Annotated in this window: 15 protein-coding genes; 11 read left to right on the top strand and 4 right to left on the bottom strand. The window is 66.4% G+C overall.

Annotated elements, in window-relative coordinates; translation table 11 throughout:
- Positions 1-109: 109 nt before the first annotated feature.
- The 5 genes from DFO47_RS06720 (at position 110) to DFO47_RS06700 (ending at position 4,233) form a co-directional block, all read left to right on the top strand.
- Positions 110-1,399: an adenylosuccinate synthase gene (locus DFO47_RS06720; RefSeq protein WP_018763137.1), complete on the top strand. Its 1,290-nt coding sequence runs from the start codon at positions 110-112 to the stop codon at positions 1,397-1,399.
- A gap of 258 nt (positions 1,400-1,657) precedes the next feature.
- Entirely contained in the window at positions 1,658-2,023 is a 366-nt protein-coding gene (locus DFO47_RS06715) for a DUF1508 domain-containing protein (protein ID WP_133831127.1), read from the top strand.
- A gap of 271 nt (positions 2,024-2,294) precedes the next feature.
- The gene (locus tag DFO47_RS06710; protein ID WP_133831126.1) at positions 2,295-2,846 is read left to right on the top strand and encodes a sigma-70 family RNA polymerase sigma factor; all 552 of its coding nucleotides are present in this window, start codon (positions 2,295-2,297) and stop codon (positions 2,844-2,846) included.
- Positions 2,843-3,745, top strand: coding sequence for a hypothetical protein (locus tag DFO47_RS06705; RefSeq protein WP_133831125.1), 903 nt, complete (start codon positions 2,843-2,845; stop codon positions 3,743-3,745). Before DFO47_RS06710 ends, DFO47_RS06705 begins: the two co-directional genes overlap by 4 nt.
- A gap of 62 nt (positions 3,746-3,807) precedes the next feature.
- Entirely contained in the window at positions 3,808-4,233 is a 426-nt protein-coding gene (locus DFO47_RS06700) for a CoA-binding protein (protein WP_133831124.1), read from the top strand.
- On the opposite strand, the gene DFO47_RS06695 is transcribed toward DFO47_RS06700, so the two are convergent.
- A complete protein-coding gene (locus DFO47_RS06695) occupies positions 4,230-5,258 on the bottom strand; it encodes a 2-oxoglutarate and iron-dependent oxygenase domain-containing protein (RefSeq protein ID WP_133831123.1) in 1,029 nt (342 codons plus the stop codon). The two genes, DFO47_RS06700 and DFO47_RS06695, sit on opposite strands and share 4 nt — an antisense overlap.
- Positions 5,259-5,303: 45 nt before the next feature.
- Between DFO47_RS06695 and DFO47_RS06690 the strand changes: the two genes are divergently transcribed.
- From DFO47_RS06690 to DFO47_RS06675, 4 genes are read left to right on the top strand one after another with little or no spacing between them, the layout of a single operon-like run.
- Positions 5,304-5,717 (top strand): MmcQ/YjbR family DNA-binding protein, encoded by a 414-nt coding sequence (locus DFO47_RS06690; protein ID WP_133831122.1) that lies wholly within the window; start codon positions 5,304-5,306, stop codon positions 5,715-5,717.
- Positions 5,710-6,264 carry a DUF1990 domain-containing protein gene (locus DFO47_RS06685; RefSeq protein ID WP_018763144.1) on the top strand — a complete coding sequence of 185 codons (555 nt, stop codon included), beginning with the start codon at positions 5,710-5,712 and terminating at the stop codon, positions 6,262-6,264. Before DFO47_RS06690 ends, DFO47_RS06685 begins: the two co-directional genes overlap by 8 nt.
- Positions 6,261-6,578 carry a putative quinol monooxygenase gene (locus tag DFO47_RS06680; protein WP_018763145.1) on the top strand — a complete coding sequence of 106 codons (318 nt, stop codon included), beginning with the start codon at positions 6,261-6,263 and terminating at the stop codon, positions 6,576-6,578. The genes DFO47_RS06685 and DFO47_RS06680 overlap by 4 nt, the downstream gene beginning before the upstream one ends.
- Before the next feature lie 19 nt (positions 6,579-6,597).
- Positions 6,598-6,891, top strand: a complete 294-nt coding sequence (locus tag DFO47_RS06675) for a DUF503 domain-containing protein (protein ID WP_018763146.1) — start codon at positions 6,598-6,600, stop codon at positions 6,889-6,891.
- Between the two features lie 74 nt (positions 6,892-6,965).
- Here DFO47_RS06675 and purL read toward each other — a convergent pair whose 3' ends face one another.
- From purL to purS, 3 genes are read right to left on the bottom strand one after another with little or no spacing between them, the layout of a single operon-like run.
- Positions 6,966-9,275: a phosphoribosylformylglycinamidine synthase subunit PurL gene (purL, locus tag DFO47_RS06670; RefSeq protein WP_133831121.1), complete on the bottom strand. Its 2,310-nt coding sequence runs from the start codon at positions 9,273-9,275 to the stop codon at positions 6,966-6,968.
- Complete coding sequence (gene purQ / locus DFO47_RS06665) at positions 9,272-10,057, bottom strand: phosphoribosylformylglycinamidine synthase subunit PurQ (RefSeq protein WP_133831120.1); 786 nt, start codon at positions 10,055-10,057, stop codon at positions 9,272-9,274. Before purQ ends, purL begins: the two co-directional genes overlap by 4 nt.
- A 1-nt stretch (position 10,058) precedes the next feature.
- Positions 10,059-10,310 carry a phosphoribosylformylglycinamidine synthase subunit PurS gene (purS, locus tag DFO47_RS06660; RefSeq protein WP_015935902.1) on the bottom strand — a complete coding sequence of 84 codons (252 nt, stop codon included), beginning with the start codon at positions 10,308-10,310 and terminating at the stop codon, positions 10,059-10,061.
- Between the two features lie 245 nt (positions 10,311-10,555).
- Here purS and DFO47_RS06655 point away from each other — a divergent pair, with 245 nt between their 5' ends.
- Both DFO47_RS06655 and DFO47_RS06650 read left to right on the top strand, forming a co-directional pair.
- Positions 10,556-10,741 (top strand): hypothetical protein, encoded by a 186-nt coding sequence (locus DFO47_RS06655; protein WP_018763149.1) that lies wholly within the window; start codon positions 10,556-10,558, stop codon positions 10,739-10,741.
- Between the two features lie 252 nt (positions 10,742-10,993).
- Positions 10,994-14,125 carry a S8 family serine peptidase gene (locus tag DFO47_RS06650; RefSeq protein WP_243835375.1) on the top strand — a complete coding sequence of 1,044 codons (3,132 nt, stop codon included), beginning with the start codon at positions 10,994-10,996 and terminating at the stop codon, positions 14,123-14,125.
- The last annotated feature ends 60 nt before the right edge of the window (positions 14,126-14,185 follow it).

Raw genomic sequence — 14,185 nt, 5'->3', positions numbered from 1 at the left:
CGCGGTCCGGCGACGGCCGGTCTGTTCGGGGCATTCTCATGAACGGCGCTGCGCAGGTCCGCTCCCCGCGGCCGGACCCGGGCAGCCCGAACGAATGGGGGAGGATCCCATGCCAGCAATTGTGATCGTAGGAGCCCAGTGGGGCGACGAAGGAAAAGGCAAGGCCACCGACCTTCTGGGCGGCCGTGTTGACTACGTCGTCAAGCCCAACGGCGGGAATAACGCCGGGCACACCGTCGTCGTAGGCGGTGAAAAGTACGAACTCAAACTGCTGCCCGCAGGCATTCTCAGCCCCAACGCGGTGCCCATCATCGGCAATGGCTGCGTGGTGAACCTCGAAGCCCTTTTCCAGGAGATCGACGGACTCCAGGCCCGCGGCGCCGATACCTCGCGGCTCCGCGTGTCCGCCAACGCCCACCTGGTGGCCCCCTACCACCAGGTGCTGGACAAGGTGACCGAACGTTTCCTCGGCAGCCGCGCCATCGGAACCACCGGCCGCGGCATTGGCCCCGCCTACATGGACAAGGTGGCCAGGCTGGGCATCCGTGTCCAGGACGTCTTCGACGAATCCATCCTCCGCCAGAAGGTGGAAGGCTCGCTGCGCCAGAAGAACGAGCTCCTGGTCAAGGTCTACAACCGCCGCAGCGTTGTGGTGGACGAGATCGTTGATTACTTCCTGTCCTTCGCCGACCGCCTCCGCCCGCTGGTCATCGACAGCACCCTGGTCCTTAACACCGCCCTGGATGAGGGCAAGGTGGTCCTGATGGAGGGCGGCCAGGCCACGTTCCTGGACGTGGACCACGGCACCTACCCATTCGTGACCTCCTCAAACCCCACCGCCGGCGGCGCGTCCGTGGGCTCGGGCATCGGCCCTACCCGGATCTCCCGCTCGATCGGCATCATCAAGGCTTACACCACCCGCGTTGGGGCCGGACCGTTCCCCACCGAGCTCTTTGACGAGATGGGGATGTACCTGCAGAAGACCGGCGGTGAGTTCGGCGTCAATACCGGCCGCCCGCGCCGCTGCGGCTGGTACGACGCCGTCCTGGCCCGCCACGCCTCCCGCGTGAACGGCTTCACGGACTACTTCGTCACCAAGCTGGACGTGCTCACCGGCATCGAACAGATCCCTGTGTGCGTGGCCTACGACGTGGACGGCGTCCGCCACGATGAGATGCCCATGACGCAGACCGAGTTCCACCACGCCAAGCCCATCTTCGAATACTTCGAGGGCTGGACCGAGGACATCACCGGCGCCCGCACCCTCGCGGACCTCCCGGAAAACGCCAGGAACTACGTGCTGGCGCTGGAGAAGCTGTCCGGCACCCGGTTCTCCGCTATTGGCGTTGGCCCGGACCGGGACCAGACCATCGTGGTGAACGACCTCATCAACGACTGACACGTCCCTCCGGAACACGGTAGACGACGGCGGCGGGCCACCCATTGCGGGTGGGCCGCCGCCGGCGTTTGGGGGCGTGGGCAGTAATTTACACAGGCTTAACGCAGTTGGTCTTGTACCCCTGCAGCCGCCGCGGCCAGACTCGTTAACACCATTTGAACTGATCAGCGGACGGTCCCACTATGCGTTTGGCGGTGCAGGGATGCATCCAGCGAAGAGCCGTCGCCGGTCGAAAACACCAGACCGGAAGGACATGCCGTGGCAGGAAACATTGAAGTCTTTCTTGATCCGGAGCTGCTCTACAGGTTCCGGCTGCTGGGGCCCGATGGGTCGGTCATGGCCGTCTCGCAAGGATTCGAGGACAAGGCGGCGGTAGCTGCCGGTATCGCGGCCGTTCGTGAATGTGCGGGGACGGGCCTGGTCACCGATCTCAGCCCCGCCGGGGCAGTCTCCCGTCCCGCCGCTGTACCCGCAGCCGCCGGCGTCGCCGCTCCTGGCGACCTGCCCGTCGTCGTACCGGCGTGTGATGACCGGCGGCTGCCGGTGAGGCTGCACGCCTATGCATTGGCGAAAACAATGCGCAGGCAGGCCGCGCCGCGTTGGGCCAGCGCAGCTACCCGTTGAGGGCGGGATGAATAAAATCAAAAAAACTTTCACAAGGGCGTAACCCGCCGGGGGTCCGCAGCGATTACCCCTGTGAAGTGCCGGTCTGGAACCTGTCCCCCATCACGTTCCAGGCCGGCTCTTTTGATCTCTTGGCAAGGCCGCACGCGGGCGGAGTCCCGTGGCGCTCACCGGTCGGGAAGGTTACTGAAGGGTAAAGTAGGACCAGCGTTCCGGATTCCCGTGAGACGCTTCCCTTGCCGACGCCCTTTTGATTGAAAGCACCACGTCAGTGACCGATGCACAGACAGATGCGGCCCCGGACCACGCCGTTCCCGGGCCTGCTGCCTTCAGCCTCGTCTACAAAACGTACGCATCACAAGTCCTGGGCTATCTTGCCGCCCGGGGAGTCGACGATCCGGAGGCGGCCATGCAGGAAGTGTTCCTTTCCGTCCTGCCCCGCCTCGACACCGTGCGGGGAGGCGAACCGGGGCTGCGGACCTTCATCTTCAGCGTTGCCCATGCCCGGATGGTGGACGATCTCCGGCGCCAAAGCCGTCACCCGGCAAAGCTGCCGTTCGAGCCCGAGCTCGACCAGCGCGAAGACACCTCCGCCGAAAAGGAAGCCCTGCGCAACATCTCGCCCGGCGAAGTCCTGGAACTCTTGTCCGGGCTGCCCCAAGACCAGCGCGAAGCGCTCTCGCTTCGCCTCGTGGCCGGCCTCACCGTGGAGCAGGCGGCGGAGGCCATGGACAAGAGCCCCGGGTCCGTGAAGCAACTCCAGCGCCGTGCGCTGCTGAAACTCCGGGAGCTGGCGTCAGTGAAGGAGTACCTCGCGCCATGACACCACCATCAGGCAACCTCGTGTCCCTTGTCGACGACATGCTCCGGGACGCCGGCTGCGGCGATGACCCGGAACTTCGCGACGTCCTGCTTTCGCTCGGTTCGCTGGCTTCGCTGCCCGCTCCGGCACCCAGTGCGGAGCTTGCCGCCTTGCTGGCACCAGCCGCCGGCACGCCGATGGCTGGAGGCGCCTTGGAAAACCCTCCTGCCGGGGAGCAGCCCGCCGATGACCTCGCGCGCCGTCGGCGGCGCCACCGCCCGACCGCCCTGGGCCTGGTCCTGGTGGCCGGAATGGGACTGGGGGTTGGCGGGGTTGCCGCCAGCTCCTCCGCACCCGGAAGTGAAACAGTGCAGCACGTGCTGGCTGACTGGACTCCACCGTGGGACGCGCCGTCCACCACCAATGCTTCGGCCGCAGGAGGCGGCTACCGGTCCCCGGTCCCCGCCGCCGATGGGGAAGTCCCGGGCACGGTTTCGTCACCTTCACCCGCCGCGGCCGCACCCGGCAGAAGCCACGCGACCCGCCTTTTGGAGGACGCTGCCGGAGCGACGGGCCCTGGGGCCGTGCGAAGCTGCGGCGGAGCTTCCACGCACGACGACGGCGGCAGGCCGGTAGCCTGCGTGCCGGCCCGGCTGGGGGCTGCTTTTCCCGCCGCGCCGGGAGGCGGGACGGACGGGAACGGCCGCGGCCGGGACGACGGCGGCGCACCACCGGCGGCAGGCGCCACGCCTCCGGGGACGCCGGCAGCAGGCAAGCCGGACGCGCCCGCGGCGAAGGCTCCGGCAGTGGGCCAGGACGGCCCCGGTGCAGCCACGCCCAAGTCGGCTGATGCGCCGGGACCAGTGGGCCAGTCGCCGGGCCAGGGCAGCGGCAGGAAGGCTGAATCCCCGGCGAAGTAGTCAGCGGGCGCAGCCGGTGCCTGGCATCAACGGCTCCGGAGAGTGCGGCGTAGGCTGATCGCATGGGCCACACCAACGATCCCGCAGTCATTGAACGCCTCATGCGCACCAAAGGGCGGTGGGCCATCGTGGGCCTGACCACCAATGAGTGGCGCGCCGCCTACGATACGTCGCTGTTCATCCGGGACAAGCTCGGCATGGAAATCATCCCCGTCAACCTGCCCGGCGAACCTGTCCATGGCGAGACCGGGTACCGCACCCTCGCTGACATTCCGGCGGAAAAGCGGCCTATCGACGTCGTGGACTGCTTCGTGAACTCGCAGCGGGTGGGTGACGTGGTGGACCAAGCCATCGCCACCGGCGCCAAAGCCGTATGGCTGCAGCTGGGGGTGATCGACGAAACCGCCGCGGAACGCGCCAAGGCGGCGGGCCTGGACGTGGTGATGAACGCCTGCCCGGCCCAATTGGCCTGGAAGTACAACCTCTAGCGCTTCATCAGCTCCGGATAGTGCCGCTCGGTGACGTCCGGATGGGCGCGCATGCGTCCTTTGAGCATGTTCATGCCAAAGGACGCCAACAGGGGGTTGGCGGGATCATCAGTGATGCCCCGTGCCGCGGCCTTCAGCTCCGGAGCCAGGGGGACCGGCTGGATCACCGCGTCCAGCCGGGGCGACCAGAAGAACGGTACCGAGTAGCGGTCGACGCCAGGAGGCGGCGCCTGGACCCGGTGGATGGTGGCCGCAAGGTACCCCTCGGTGGCTACCTCCAGCATCTCGCCCAGGTTCACCACCAGGGCCCCCGGCAGCGGTTCCACCGGCAGCCAGCGGCTGGTACCAGGGGGCAGCACTTCAAGGCCGCCCACATTGTCCTGCAGCAACAGGGTTACGAAGCCGTAGTCGGCATGCGAGCCCACGCCCTGGTCGCCGGCGGCATCCACCACACCGCCCACGTAGTGCACCAGCTTGCCCATCCAGGCGGGAGCATCGCGGAATGGTTCGTCGAAGTAGTCTTCGGGAAGTTGCAGCGAAACGGCAATGGCCCTGAGCAGTTCCATGCCCACACCGGACATCAGCGCGGCCCAATCCATGGCGGCCGGCCGGAGTTCGGGGAACGCCTCTCCGGGCCAGAGATTGGGGCCCTGTAAAAGCCAGTACGGCTGGTCTGCCGGAACCTCCGGAACCGGCTCGCGGTCCGGCGAATAATCGATCTGTTCCCGGGCGTCCGCACGCCCCTGGGTGACTTCGGTACCCATCCGCGTGTAGCCGCGGAAGTGCGGTGACAAACGGTTGTCCAGCTTCATCCGTTCGTCCAGCGGCAGGTTGAAGAAACGCCGGATGATGTCCAGAAGCTGTTCGGCCTGCCCTGGCCTGCCCCCGTATCCCGTGATTTGGAAGAACCCGACATTGTGGGTGGCGTGCCGCAGTTGTTCGATGAATTCCGGGCTGAAAGTGCCGTCCGCCTGCCGTGCGGAATGCAGGTCCAGAACAGGTATGGGGCCCTGGTCGAGTGACATGCTCGCAGACTAGCACCGCGCAGTCCGGCTTTATAGGCTTCCTTCATGGACCCAACTGAGCTGAGGACGATCTGCCTTTCGTTCCCGGGAGCATATGAGGATTTTCCGTTCGGACCGGACACCTCAGTCTTCAAGGTCCGTGCCCATATCGCCGGGGGCGCCCGGCACGAGGCCAAGTTGTTCGCCGTGTCCACCATGGACGAGCGCGACTTTTCGGTGAGCCTGAAGTGTGAACCGGCGCTGGCGGTACAGTTGCGCGCAGTGCACCCGGAGATTACCGGTGCGTGGCATATGAACAAGACCCATTGGAACGGGGTGCGCCTTGATGGCAACCTGCCGGCAGCGATGATCCGGGACATGGTGGAGGATTCCTATGACCTGGTGGTGGCCGGCCTGAGCCGGAAGCAGCAGGAGCAACTGGGGTGGGCGCGCCTCGAAAGGGCCGGAAGCGATGATTGAAGAGGGACACCCCGGGGGTGGCCTGAACTACCCCGGCGCAGGAAGCACTGAAGCCGGCACGGCTCCGGCCGGGTATGGCCGCGTCCTCAGGGAGGCTTACCTTGGCTCCGGGACCACAGTGTACCGGCACGTCGCGGACGGCATCCTTGGCTGGGAGCTGCAGCGGCGGGCCGGGCTGCGGGTCCGTGCGGGGTCACCGAGGGCGGCGCCCGGCGTTCGCGTGGTGAGCGGATTCGGCGTCGGGCCCTTCCGCCTGAATGCGCCGTGCCAGGTGGTGTGGGTCCACGAACCTTCGGACCTGGACGGGCCGCAATCGGCCGGCTTTGGCTACGGTACGCTTCCCGGCCATCCCGCCCGTGGCGAAGAGTCCTTCGAAGTGGAGCTTGATGGGGAGGGGAAGGTGTGGCTTCGGATCCGCGCCTTCAGCAAGCCCGCCAACTGGTTCTACGCCGCCGGCGGACCAGTCACCCGCGCCGCACAGCGGCACGTTACTTCCCGGTACATTGAAGGGGCACGCTCTCTCGCCGCGGAAGGAACATCCCAGTGATCTTTATCGTCGTCAAGTTCAAGGTCAAGCCCGAATGGTCTGAACGCTGGCCGGACCTCGTTGCGGACTTCACCCAGGCCACCCGGCAGGAACCGGGCAACCTGTGGTTCGACTGGTCCCGCAGCTTGGAGGACCCCAACGAATACGTCCTGGTGGAAGCCTTCAAGGACGACGCTGCCGGCGACCACGTCAACAGTGACCACTTCAAGAAGGCCATGGCGGACATGCCGCAAGCCCTTGTGGAAACACCGAAAATCGTCAGCCGCCAGTTCGACGGCGAAGGCTGGGACCTGATGGGTGAACTCACCATCTGACCCTCGATAGCATGAACCCATGTGGATCGGTTGGATCGAGTTCGACATACTGCTGGGGCCGGTCCACAGCCTCAAGGAGAAGCGCTCGGTTGTCAGGCCGCTGCTGGCGGAACTGAGGCGCCGGTTCGATGTCTCGGTGGCTGAGGTGGGGGACCACAGCCAGTACCGGCGCACACAGCTGGGCGTCGGCTTGGTTTCTGCTGACCGGGCGCACCTCGTGGAGGTGCTTGCCGCCGTCGAGCGCTTCGTGGCAGCCCTGCCGGAGATTGAGCTGCTCAGCGCCCGCCAGCGGGAGCTCCACAGCGAGGACTGAACCGGTCCTTAAATGCGGACGGACACCCAAAGCCCTCTCTATGGGCTTGAGTGTCCGTCCGCGTTCTGTGGGGCCTAGCCGAAGTACTTCGGCAGTGTCCCTTCGTGGGCTTCGCGGAGGGCGTCGAGGGACAGCCCCTCTACGCCGTTGATCTCCAGCTTGCCGCTGGCCGCATCCACCACGCCGATGCGGGTGTGGGCAAAGCCGCGGGCGGTGCACATGTCCGTGAAGCGGACCTCCTCGGAACGGGGAACGCCTACCACGGCACGGCCCTGCGACTCGGAGAAGAGCGCCGTGAACAGGTCCACGCCGTCGCGGTCCATGACGTCCTGCAGCGCGATCCTGGCGCCAACGCCGTAACGCAGCGAGGACTCCACCAGGGCAGCCGCGAGGCCTCCTTCGGAGAGGTCGTGCGCGGAGTCGATCATGCCGTCGCGGGACGCGTTGATCAGGATTTCACCCAGTGCGCGTTCGGCCTCGAGGTCCACCTTCGGCGGCTGGCCGCCCAGGTGGCCGCGCATGTTCGCCCACTCGGAACCATCCAGCTCGGCGCCCGTGGTGCCCAGCAGGTAGATGGCCTGGCCGTCCTCGCGCCAGCCCGACGGCGTGCGGCGGGCGACGTCGTCGAGCTTGCCCAGGACCGCCACCACGGGGGAGGGGTGGATGGGCGTGGTGCCCGTCTGGTTGTAGAGCGAGACGTTGCCGCCGGTGACCGGGATTCCCAGCACCATGCAGGCGTCGGACAGGCCGCGGATGGCCTCGGCGAGCTGCCACATGACGTCCGGGTCCTCGGGGGAGCCGAAGTTCAGGCAGTCGCTGACGGCCATGGGGATGGCGCCGGCAGTGGCCACGTTGCGGTAGGCCTCCGCCAGGGCCAGCTGCGCGCCGTGGTACGGATCGAGGTAGGTGTAGCGGCCGTTGGCGTCGGTGGCCAGGGCAACGCCCAGGCCGGTTTCCTCGTCCACCCGGACCACGCCGGCGTCATCGGGGAATGCCATGGCGGTGTTGCCGCCGACGTAGCGGTCGTACTGGTTGGTGATCCAGGACTTGGAGCACATGTTCGGCGATGCCACGAGTTCGGTGACGGCCTTGGCCAGCTCAGCAGGGGCTGCCGGCCGGCCGGCGTCCTGCACCGAGCCCGTGAAGGTGTCGGCCTGGACGGCGTCCTGCCACTCGGGGCGGGCGAACGGGCGGTCGTAGACCGGGCCGTCATGCGCCACGGTGCGGGGATCGACGTCGACAATCACCTCGCCTTCCCAGGTGATGATCAGGCGGCCGGTATCGGTCACCTCGCCCAGCCAGGAATACTCAACAGCCCACTTGTCCATCACGGCCTCGAACGCTTCCACGTTCTCGGGGGTGACCACGGCCATCATGCGTTCCTGCGATTCGGACATCAGGATCTCGCCAGGGGTCAGCGTGGGGTCGCGGAGCAGGACGGAGGTCAGCTCAACCTGCATGCCGCCGTCACCGTTGGAGGCGAGCTCCGACGTGGCGCAGGAGATGCCTGCGGCGCCGAGGTCCTGGATGCCTTCCACCAGGGAACCCTTGAAGAGCTCCAGGCAGCACTCGATGAGCACCTTCTCCGCGAAGGGGTCGCCCACCTGCACGGCGGGGCGCTTGGAGGGCTTGGTGTCATCAAAGGACTCGGAGGCCAGCACGGAGGCGCCGCCGATGCCGTCGCCGCCGGTGCGGGCACCGAAAAGGACCACCTTGTTGCCTTTGCCGGAGGCGTTGGCCAGCCGGATGTCCTCGTGCCGCATGACGCCCACTGCCAGGGCGTTGACCAGCGGGTTGCCCTGGTAGACGGAGTCGAACACCATCTCGCCGCCGATGTTCGGCAGGCCCAGGGAGTTGCCGTACCCGCCGATGCCCGCGACTGCGCCGTGCATGACGCGGGCCGTGTCCGGGTGGTCGATGGCGCCGAAACGCAGCGGGTCCATTACGGCAACCGGGCGGGCGCCCATGGAAATGATGTCGCGGACAATGCCGCCGATGCCGGTCGCGGCGCCTTGGTAGGGCTCAACGAACGACGGCGAGTTGTGCGATTCGATCTTGAAGGTCACGGCCCAGCCGTCCCCCAGGTTGGTCACGCCGGCGTTTTCGCCGATGCCCACCAGCATGTCCTTCTTCATTTCCTCGGTGACCTTCTGGCCGAATTGGCGCAGGTGGTTCTTGGAGGACTTGTAGGAGCAGTGCTCGCTCCACATGACGGAGTACATGGCCAGTTCGGCGCCGGTGGGGCGGCGGCCCAGGACCTTGACGATCTCGTCGAATTCGTTCCGCTTCAGGCCAAGTTCAGCCCAGGGCAGCTCGGTATCCGGGGTCTTGGCTGCGTTCTCGACGGTGTCGATGTTGAACTTCTTGGTGGTTTCGGTGGTCACTTGTCGCCTCCCACAATCTTGTTCAGTACGGAGGTGAAGAAGCCGAGGCCGTCGGTGTCGGAACCGCCGGCGCCCGTCTCACGGGAGAACGCAGCCTCGGGGCCGAAGCCCGGCTCAACGGCGTGCTCCGGGTGCGGCATGAGGCCCACCACGTTGCCTGCGGCGTTGGAGATGCCGGCGATGTCGCGGCGCGAGCCGTTCGGGTTGAAGCCCACGTAGCGGAACACCACGCGGCCCTCGGCCTCAAGGGCGTCCAGGGTCTTCTCGTCCGCGATGTACTGGCCGTCCTGGTTCTTCAGCGGGATGGTGATCTCCTGGCCCGCCTGGTAGTCCAGCGTCCACGCGGTGTTGGCGTTCTCGACGCGCAGCACCTGGTCGCGGCAGAGGAACTTCAGGTGGTCGTTCTTGATCATGGAACCGGGCAGCAGGTGCGACTCGGTGAGAATCTGGAAGCCGTTGCAGATGCCCAGCACGGGGAGCTTGGCATCGCTGTTCGCGGCGTCGATGATCTTTGACATCAGCGGGGCGAAACGGGCGATCGCGCCGGCGCGCAGGTAATCGCCGTAGGAGAATCCGCCGGGGATGACCACGGCATCCACGTCGCCAAGTTCCGTGTCGCCGTGCCAGAGTTCGACGGCGGTGGCACCGGCCAGTCGGGCGGCGCGGGCGGCGTCGCGGTCGTCAAGGGTCCCGGGGAAAGTCACGACGCCGATCCGGGCGCCGGCGAGGCGCGGCTCCGCGGCGACGGCCACGGCCTCGCCGATCAGGGGAAGTTCAGTCATTTCAGGCCTCGACGACCTCGACGTTGACGACGTCCTCGATCACTGGGTTGGACAGGAGGGTCTCGGCGGCATCGCGGGCCTGGGCCAGGATTTCTTCCGTCACCTCGCCGTCGACCGTCAGTTCGAAGCGCTTGCCCTGGCGGACAGAGCTGAAGCTGGTGAAGCCCAGCCGGGGGAGAGCGCCAACGATCGCCTTCCCCTGCGGGTCCAGAATCTCGGGCTTGGGCATGACGTCAACAACGATCCGGGGCATCCGGCAACTCCTGTGCGTGAGCTTGGTTAAGGGCGCAGCGGAGTGGTGCCGTCTCACGCCGTACCGGGGTGTCGGGGACATGGTGGACGGGCGCTCCGCGAGCTTGCCCTATCATTCTACCGGCCCGGGCCCATGCCGCCGCATTCCGCATGTTCATGGAGTAGACCCCGATCCGGGAGGACCGGGGTGGAGGCCCGAAGGATGTGCTTCTGGAGTTGCCGGAGGGCGTTCACTAGGATTGGCTGATGGCGCAAAATTCCAAGTCCGTGCTGTTGCCGATGGTTGCCGCTGCCGTTTTTGCCGGCCTGGGCAGGATGGTGCTGCAGAAGGTGAAGGCGGACCGCATGGCCCGCGAAACCCGGGTCGCCGGCCCGTTGGACGAGAAGACCCGGCAGTGGATCAGCGACGTGGTGCGGACCCCACGCCACTAGCCGCGCGGAATTCTTTCCCCAGCAACTCCGGGGCGCCCTTCTGGGCGCCCTTTTTGTATGCCCGAATGTTCCGGCGGGACGGATATGACAAGCGAAAATTTCCAAAATGTGCTCTATGTCATATCTCGCTCTCAGTCTGTACCCTGTGAACAGTCTGGTCTCAGCTAATTACAAGATCTGTAATTACTTCTGCAGTTCCAGTCGTCTGGGGCGCCCACCAAGTCTGGGCGGTACATCGTGAAAGGGTTGCGCGTGAAATCAACAGGAAAGAGCCCCTTGCGGGCTGGGGGACTTCGGAAGGCAGCCGCCCTGGCTGTCGGGTTGCCCCTCCTCATAAGCTCGCTGGCAGTAACGCCGGCCACGGCGGCGCCGGGGAGCCAAAGCCTCGAGAATGCCGCCGCCACCACGAAAGACAGCCAGTTCAAGGACGGCCGGTACATCGTGGTCCTGGCCGGCCCGGCTGCAGCAGCCTACGAGGGCGGAGCCGCCGGGCTTGGCGCAACCAAGCCGCAGCAAGGCCGCAAACTGGATGCCGGCAGCCCAAACTACAAAGCCTACGACGCGCACCTGCGCCAGCAGCAGCGTGACGTTGCGGGAGCCCAGGGAGTATCCCCGGCCAAGCAGTACACCGCCGCCCTCAACGGATTCACCGCGGAGCTGACCGCCCACCAGGCGGCCGAACTGTCAAAGGACAAGCGCGTGCTCGTGGTGGCGCCGGACGTCGAGAACAAGCCCGACTACACCACCACCGACTTCCTCAAACTCACCGGTCCGGACGGGACCTGGGCCAAGCAGTTCGGGGGTGAAGCCAACGCCGGCAAGGGCGTGGTGGTGGGCGTCATCGATTCCGGCTACGCCCCGGACAACCCCTTCCTCCAGGGCGAACCGCTGCAGCCCTTGCAGGGTACCCCGCAGGTGGGCGTCCCCTACCGCACCGGCGACGGCAAGATTGCGATGCTCAAGGCGGACGGAACCACCTTTGAAGGCGAATGCCAAAAAGGCCAGGGAACCGGGGCCGGCTTCGACGGCTCGCTCTGCAACTCCAAGGTGATCGGCGCCCGCTACTTCGCCGACTCCTTCCTCCAGTACGTGACCCCGGGCAACCGGGCCCCCGAGGAGCAGATTTCCCCGGTGGACGTGGGCAGCCACGGCACCCATACGGCAACAACGGCAGCGGGCAATGCCAACGTCGAGCAGGTCATTGATGGGGCCAGCTTCGGAAAGAGCTCCGGCGTGGCTCCGGCAGCCAAGGTATCGGTCTACAAGGTCTGCTGGGAGGACACCAACCCGGACACCGGCGGTTGCTACTCGTCATCGTCGGTTGAGGCCGTCGACGCAGCCATCAAGGACGGCGTGGACGTCCTGAACTACTCAATTTCGGGCAACAACAACAGCACCACCGATCCCGTGGCGCTCGCCTTCCTGAACGCAGCCGCCGCAGGCGTCTTCGTGTCGGCCTCTGCCGGAAACTCCGGCCCGACGGCCTCCACCGTGAACCATGCCTCACCGTGGCTGACCACCGTGGCCGCCTCCACCTTTCCCAGCGACCTGGTGGGAACGGTCAAGGTCTCCGATGGTTCGCTGTACCGCGGCGCTTCCATCATGAAATCAGAGGTTGCGGACAAGCCTGTTGTGGTGGCCGCTGCTGCCGCTGCTCCCGGGGCGGCCAACGCCAACCTGTGCGGGCCCGGAACCCTGGACCCCGCCAAGGTGGCCGGCAAAGTGGTGGTCTGTGACCGTGGAGTAGTGGACCGGACTGCCAAGAGCCAGGAAGTCCAGGACAAGGGCGGTGTCGGCATGATCCTGGTGAATCTCACCAGCAGCTCCGAGGACGCCGACAACCACGTCATTCCCACCGTCCACGTCAACGCGCCCAAGAGCCTGGAACTGAAGTCCAAGCTGCAGGCAAACACGGCACTGACGGTGAGCCTGGTCAAGGGTGACCTGACCGGACTTCCCCCGGCGCCGGCGCCCCAGATCGCGGGCTTCTCGTCCCGCGGGCCCACTCTCGCTTCAGGCGGCGACCTGCTCAAGCCTGATATTTCCGCCCCTGGCGTGAACGTCCTTGCCGGCGTCTCCACGATCGGCAACCATGGCGACCAGTTCGGCTTCATGTCCGGTACGTCCATGGCCGCACCGCACATTGCCGGCTTCGGCGCCCTCGTGCTTGGCAAGCAACCGAAGTGGTCACCCGCCATGGTGAAGTCGGCCATGATGACCACCGCCTACCCGCTGGTCAACGCGGACGGGTCGCCCAACACGGATCCGTTCCAGGGCGGCGCCGGCCACATCGACTCCACCCGGGTGCTCGATCCCGGCCTCGTTTACGACTCCGGCATCCAGGATTGGCTTGGTTTCCTGAACGGACAAGGCGTTGATACCGGGGCCCCGCAGGCGGGCTCCATCGCCGCCCGCGACCTCAACCTCCCGTCGGTCGCCTTGGGCAGCCTGGTGGGTGAGGTCCAGGTCAAGCGCAAGCTGACGGCCCTGGTGCCGGGCATGTACCGGCCCGAGGTGAACATGCCGGGCTTCAACGTCAATGTCGAACCCAAGGCGCTGAACTTCGCCAAGGCCGGACAAACGCGTGAAGTAACACTGACCATCCGGAACGTCAGCGCACCGGTCGGCAAATTCAGCACCGGAAGCCTCACATGGAAGGGCCCGCGGACCGTCACATCGCCGATTGCCATCCGCCCGGTCGATGCCCAGATCGCTCCGTCGTTCTCGTTCAGCTCGGCCACGGGCACGGGCAGCGGCTCCATGGAGCTGGTGTCGGGCTCGGACAGCCCGATCGCCGTCGGCGTGGAAGGCCTGGCGCCACTGAACCAGACCGCGATCACCAAGACCCCGGGCGCGTACGCACCCACGAATGATGCCCACAACGCCCTGGTCCAGGTGCAGGTTCCCGCCGGCTCCACCTTCGCGCGGCTGGGCATCCAGGCGCAGTCGAACGACGTCGACTGGGACATGGTGGTGTACGCACCCAACGGTTCGGGCGGTTTGACGGCAACCCAGGTGGCAACGGCCTCGGCGAGCGAATTCCTTGACCTGGAATCGCCCCGGCCGGGCACCTATTACGTGGTGGCCAACCTGTACGCCACCGCGGACAATGGGCCTGCCACTGCCTCGGTCGAGGCGGTGAGCTTTGCGGGCGACGCCGGCAACCTCACCGTCAACCCCAACCCGATCGTGGCACCCAACGGGACGGCCACCTCGGCCACCCTGAACTGGGCCGGCCTGGGTGATGGGCGATACCTTTCGCGGCTGAGCCTGGGCAGCAACGGCATCAAGACCTGGGTAAACGTGCAGGTGGGTTCCGGCTCTGCCCAGGCCCCGGCCGGTGCGCCCCAGATGGGCATTGCGCAGGCAGTACCCGGAGCATGACCATCGCCTGAGCATGGGGGGAGGGTCCCGGACGATTTTCGTCCGGGACCCTTTTTCGTG

The organism is Arthrobacter sp. AG258 (assembly GCF_004364695.1).
In the GTDB taxonomy this organism is placed as follows: Bacteria; Actinomycetota; Actinomycetes; order Actinomycetales; family Micrococcaceae; genus Arthrobacter.
Note: the sequence above shows the minus strand (reverse complement) of the source record. Positions and strands in the feature narration are given on the sequence as shown.

Bases quoted from the DNA above. Each gene is read 5' to 3' on its own strand.
- DFO47_RS06705 (WP_133831125.1), top strand. From the start codon at position 2,843: ATGACACCACCATCAGGCAACCTCGTGTCCCTTGTCGACGACATGCTC.
- purQ (WP_133831120.1), bottom strand. From the start codon at position 10,057: ATGACTGAACTTCCCCTGATCGGCGAGGCCGTGGCCGTCGCCGCGGAG.
- DFO47_RS06685 (WP_018763144.1), top strand. From the start codon at position 5,710: ATGATTGAAGAGGGACACCCCGGGGGTGGCCTGAACTACCCCGGCGCA.
- purS (WP_015935902.1), bottom strand. From the start codon at position 10,310: ATGCCCCGGATCGTTGTTGACGTCATGCCCAAGCCCGAGATTCTGGAC.
- DFO47_RS06700 (WP_133831124.1), top strand. From the start codon at position 3,808: ATGGGCCACACCAACGATCCCGCAGTCATTGAACGCCTCATGCGCACC.
- DFO47_RS06675 (WP_018763146.1), top strand. From the start codon at position 6,598: ATGTGGATCGGTTGGATCGAGTTCGACATACTGCTGGGGCCGGTCCAC.
- DFO47_RS06655 (WP_018763149.1), top strand. From the start codon at position 10,556: ATGGCGCAAAATTCCAAGTCCGTGCTGTTGCCGATGGTTGCCGCTGCC.
- DFO47_RS06690 (WP_133831122.1), top strand. From the start codon at position 5,304: ATGGACCCAACTGAGCTGAGGACGATCTGCCTTTCGTTCCCGGGAGCA.
- DFO47_RS06720 (WP_018763137.1), top strand. From the start codon at position 110: ATGCCAGCAATTGTGATCGTAGGAGCCCAGTGGGGCGACGAAGGAAAA.
- DFO47_RS06695 (WP_133831123.1), bottom strand. From the start codon at position 5,258: ATGTCACTCGACCAGGGCCCCATACCTGTTCTGGACCTGCATTCCGCA.